The 3,820-nt window shown below is 71.8% G+C and carries 4 protein-coding genes; 1 reads left to right on the top strand and 3 read right to left on the bottom strand.

Translation table 11 applies throughout. The annotated features are described in order from the left end of the window. Positions 1–246: 246 nt before the first annotated feature. Together HMPREF3086_RS15080 and HMPREF3086_RS15075 are read right to left on the bottom strand one after the other, a co-directional pair. Positions 247–1,080 carry an HAD family hydrolase gene (locus HMPREF3086_RS15080; protein WP_061227871.1) on the bottom strand — a complete coding sequence of 278 codons (834 nt, stop codon included), beginning with the start codon at positions 1,078–1,080 and terminating at the stop codon, positions 247–249. Further along, positions 1,077–1,904: a lysophospholipid acyltransferase family protein gene (locus tag HMPREF3086_RS15075; protein WP_070722712.1), complete on the bottom strand. Its 828-nt coding sequence runs from the start codon at positions 1,902–1,904 to the stop codon at positions 1,077–1,079. The genes HMPREF3086_RS15080 and HMPREF3086_RS15075 overlap by 4 nt, the downstream gene beginning before the upstream one ends. 96 nt (positions 1,905–2,000) lie before the next feature. On the opposite strand from HMPREF3086_RS15075, the gene HMPREF3086_RS15070 reads away from it, so the two are divergent. Next, a complete protein-coding gene (locus HMPREF3086_RS15070; RefSeq protein ID WP_243699676.1) occupies positions 2,001–2,483 on the top strand; it encodes a PaaI family thioesterase in 483 nt (160 codons plus the stop codon). Between the two features lie 40 nt (positions 2,484–2,523). On the opposite strand, the gene serS is transcribed toward HMPREF3086_RS15070, so the two are convergent. Beyond that, the gene (gene serS / locus HMPREF3086_RS15065) at positions 2,524–3,786 is read right to left on the bottom strand and encodes a serine--tRNA ligase (RefSeq protein ID WP_061914205.1); all 1,263 of its coding nucleotides are present in this window, start codon (positions 3,784–3,786) and stop codon (positions 2,524–2,526) included. Positions 3,787–3,820 lie beyond the last annotated feature (34 nt).

The raw sequence follows: 3,820 nt of genomic DNA, 5'->3' as shown, positions 1-3,820 counted from the left end.
ACGCGCGGCGGGCGACCCGCGTGGTCTCCGGCCGGGCGCCTCGGCGCTTCCCGGCGCGGCCACTTCAGACTTGCGGACCGGCTCCCACCAGGTGTGCCCCTCCCCCACCGAGGAGAGGGGGTACACCGGGGATGTGGTGGGGACCGGTCCGCGACCTATTTCGGAGCAGTAGCGCCCCGGCGGCCTGAACCCGAGCCGTCCGGGCTCAAGCGGGCGCGGGATCAGACCGCCGGCCGACTCCGCGGGTCAGACCCACCAGCGCCGCAGGACGTGCGCGAAGCCGGCCTGGTCGTTGGTCAGCGTGACCTCGTCGGCGGCGGCGTGGACCGCGGGGATGGCGTTGCCCATCGCCACGCCGTGATCGGCCCAGCGCAGCATCTCCAGGTCGTTGGGCATGTCGCCGAACGCGACCGTCACGGGCACCTCCGCTGACGGGGTGGCGGTCGCGGCCGCCGTGGACGCCGCGATCCGCGCCAACCCGCTCGCCTTGGTCACCCCGCGGGCGGCGAACTCGATCAGCCCGTTGGTCGTGGAGTACGTGACGTCGGCCAGGTGATCGACTTCGCCGCGCAGGGCGGCCAGCATGTCGGCGCTGGGCATGCCCGGCACACGCGCGAGCAGCTTCAGCACGGGCTCGGAGAGGACCTCGGCGTGCCCCACCTCGAGATGCTCGGGGTGGATCCAGGCGTGCTCGTAGTCCGGGCTGGCCACGAAGTCGGCATCGGCGGCGTCGGCCCCGAGCCGCTCGGCGGCGATCCCGCTGCCCGGCAGCCGCTCCCGCAGGACCTCGTCGATCGCCGCGAGCGTGTCGGGGTCGAGCAGGCTGGTCTCGAGGAACTCGCCGCTGCCGGAGTCCATGATGACGGCGCCGTTCGCGCACACCGCCAGGGGCGCGACGGGCAACTGGTCGACCACCTGCGCGAGCCAGCGCGGAGGTCGACCAGTGGCCAGGACGAAGGTCGCACCATCGGCGACGAGATCCTCCACGACCGCCAGGTTGGCGGCGGGCACGAGGTCGTCCGAGCCGATCAGTGTCCCGTCGACGTCCGTGGCGACGAGGATCGGCCTCGCCCGGCTCACGGAGCGTCCGGGCCCGCCGGACCTTTCGGGGTGTCGACATCGGCCACCGACGTGCCCTCGGCGGCCGCGTTCTCGGCGCGACGACGCAGACGCTCCGCGTGCTCGGCCTCGTCCAGGGCCGTCGCCTGCTCGAGCGTGGGTGCCGACCCTCCGAGGCGGGCCGGCACCCAGTTGGCGCCGGCCGGGTACGGCCCGTAGCGCTCCGCGTACTCGTCCTGGAGCCGCTCGAGATCGGCCTGCATCCGCGAGCGGACCTCCCGGGTGCACTCGTCGATCGGTTCGTACGCCTGCATCGGCGCGCCGACCTGCATCATGATCGGCATCTTGGGACGCAGGAGCTTCTTGGGCAGCCCCTTGGTCCACACGCGCTGGGACCCCCACACCGTGACGGTGATGATCGGGACGTCCGCCGCGAGCGCCATCCGCACCGCACCGGACTTGAAGCCCTTGATCTCGAAGCTGCGGCTGATGGTCGCCTCGGGGAACACGCCCACCAGCTCACCGGCCTTGAGGCGGTCGACGGCCTCGTCGAACGACGCCTTGCCGGCCGTGCGGTCGACGGGGATGTGCTTGAGCTCGCGCATGATCGGCCCGGCCACGGGGTGCTCGAACACCTCGTGCTTGGCCATGTAGCGGATGAACCGCTTGTGCACGCGGGCGGGGAGGCCGGCGTACACGAAGTCGAAGTACCCGGTGTGGTTGATCACCACGACCGCCCCGCCGACCGCCGGGAAGTGGTGTTCCCCGCGCACGGTGATGTCCAGTCCCTGGACCTTGAACATCGTCCGGGCGACCCCGATGATCCCTGTATAGAGCAGCTCCACGGGCCCCAGGGTAGCGGCCCGCGGCGGAAGGTGTCCGCGACCGCCGGTAGGTTCGGCGGGGTGGACCACGACGCCCCCTTCGATTCGGTCGATCCCGTGACGCGCAGCCGTCACTACTCCTGGCCCCCGCTCCCGGACGCCGCGGATCGCTCGCCGCACGCCGGTCTCGACGCTCTGCGGGCGATCATCGCCGGGGAGCGCCACCTCTCCCCCGGCGCCTACTCGCTCGGGGTCCGGCTGACCGCCGCCGAGGAGGGCGCGGTGACCATGACGGCCGAGCCCGCGGAGTGGGCGCTGAACAACGGCGGCACGGTCCACGGCGGGATCGTCTCCGGCTGGGTGGACTCGGCGCTCGGCTACGCCACCGCGACCGTCGTCGAGCCTGGCACCGGGTACAGCACGCTGGACCTCACCGTCCGCTACATCCGGGCGCTGCGCCTGGATAAGACCCCGGCCACGATCCGCGCGGAGGTCGAGCACGCCGGCCGGTCGACGTGCGTGGTCCAGGTGCGGGTCACTGACACCGACGGCCGCACGTGCGCCAGCGCGAGCGGTGTGATGATGCTGTTCCGCCCGTGACGGTCCGGACAACGACGACGACGACGAGGTCGGCGATCCCTCAGCGGATCGGCTCGAGCACGTCCTTTCCGACAAACGGCCGCAGCGCCTCGGGCACGACGACCGACCCGTCGGCCTGCTGGTGGTTCTCGAGGATCGCCACGAGCCACCGCGTGGTGGCCAGCGTGCCGTTGAGGGTGGCGGCGGTCTGCGTCCGGCCCTCGTCGTCGCGGTAGCGCACCCCGAGCCGGCGGGCCTGGAACGTCGTGCAGTTGGACGTCGAAGTGAGCTCCCGGTAGGTCCCCTGCGTGGGCACCCACGCCTCGCAGTCGTACTTACGCGCGGCCGAGGAGCCGAGGTCGCCGCCGGCGATGTCGATGACGCGGAACGGCAGGCCCATGGCCTCGAGCATCTCCTTCTCGAAGCCCAGCAGGCGCTTGTGCTCCTCGTGCGCCTCCTCGGGCTTGCACCAGGAGAACATCTCGACCTTGTCGAACTGGTGGACGCGGATGATGCCGCGGGTGTCCTTGCCGTGGCTGCCGGCCTCGCGGCGGAAGCACGAGGACCAGCCGCAGTAGCGCTTGGGACCGGCGGAGAGGTCGAGGATCTCGCCCTGGTGGTAGCCGGCCAACGCGACCTCGGAGGTGCCGACCAGGTAGAGGTCGTCGGCCTCGAGTCGGTAGACCTCGTCGGCGTGGGCGCCGAGGAAGCCGGTGCCCTGCATGATCTCGGGCCGCACGAGCACGGGCGGGATCATCATGGTGAAGCCGTTGGCGGTGGCCTTCTGCGCGGCGAGCTGCAGCATGCCCAGCTGGAGCAGGGCGCCGTAGCCGGTGAGGAAGTAGAAGCGGGCGCCGGAGACCTTCGCGCCCCGCTCCATGTCGAGCAGCCCGAGGCTCTCGCCCAGCTCGAGGTGGTCCTTGGGCTCGAAGTCGAAGGTGGGGATCTCGCCGATCCGCTCGATCTCCACGAAGTCGTCCTCGCCGCCGGCGGGCGTGCCCTCCTCGACGACGTTCGACAGCAGACGCTGGAGCCGGTCGACCTCGGCCGCCGCGGCCTTCTCGGCCTCCTCGGCGTCCTTGACCGCCTGCTTGAGGGCGCCCGCGGCCTCGAGCAGCGCCGGGCGCTCCTCGGGCGAGGCCTTACCGACCTTCTTGCCGTGGGCCTTCTGCTCGGCGCGGGCGGAGTCCGCGGCCGCGATGGAGGAGCGGCGGGCCTCGTCGGCGGCCAGCAGCTGGTCGACCAGCGACGGATCCTCGCCGCGGGTGCGCTGGGAGTCGCGGACGAGGTCGGGGTTCTCGCGGAGCAGCTTGAGATCGATCACGCATCTCAGCCTAGGAGCGTGGGTCAGTAACACG

Source organism: Dietzia sp. HMSC21D01 (assembly GCF_001815995.1).
Classification (GTDB): domain Bacteria; phylum Actinomycetota; class Actinomycetes; order Mycobacteriales; family Mycobacteriaceae; genus Dietzia; species Dietzia cinnamea.
Note: the sequence above shows the minus strand (reverse complement) of the source record. Positions and strands in the feature narration are given on the sequence as shown.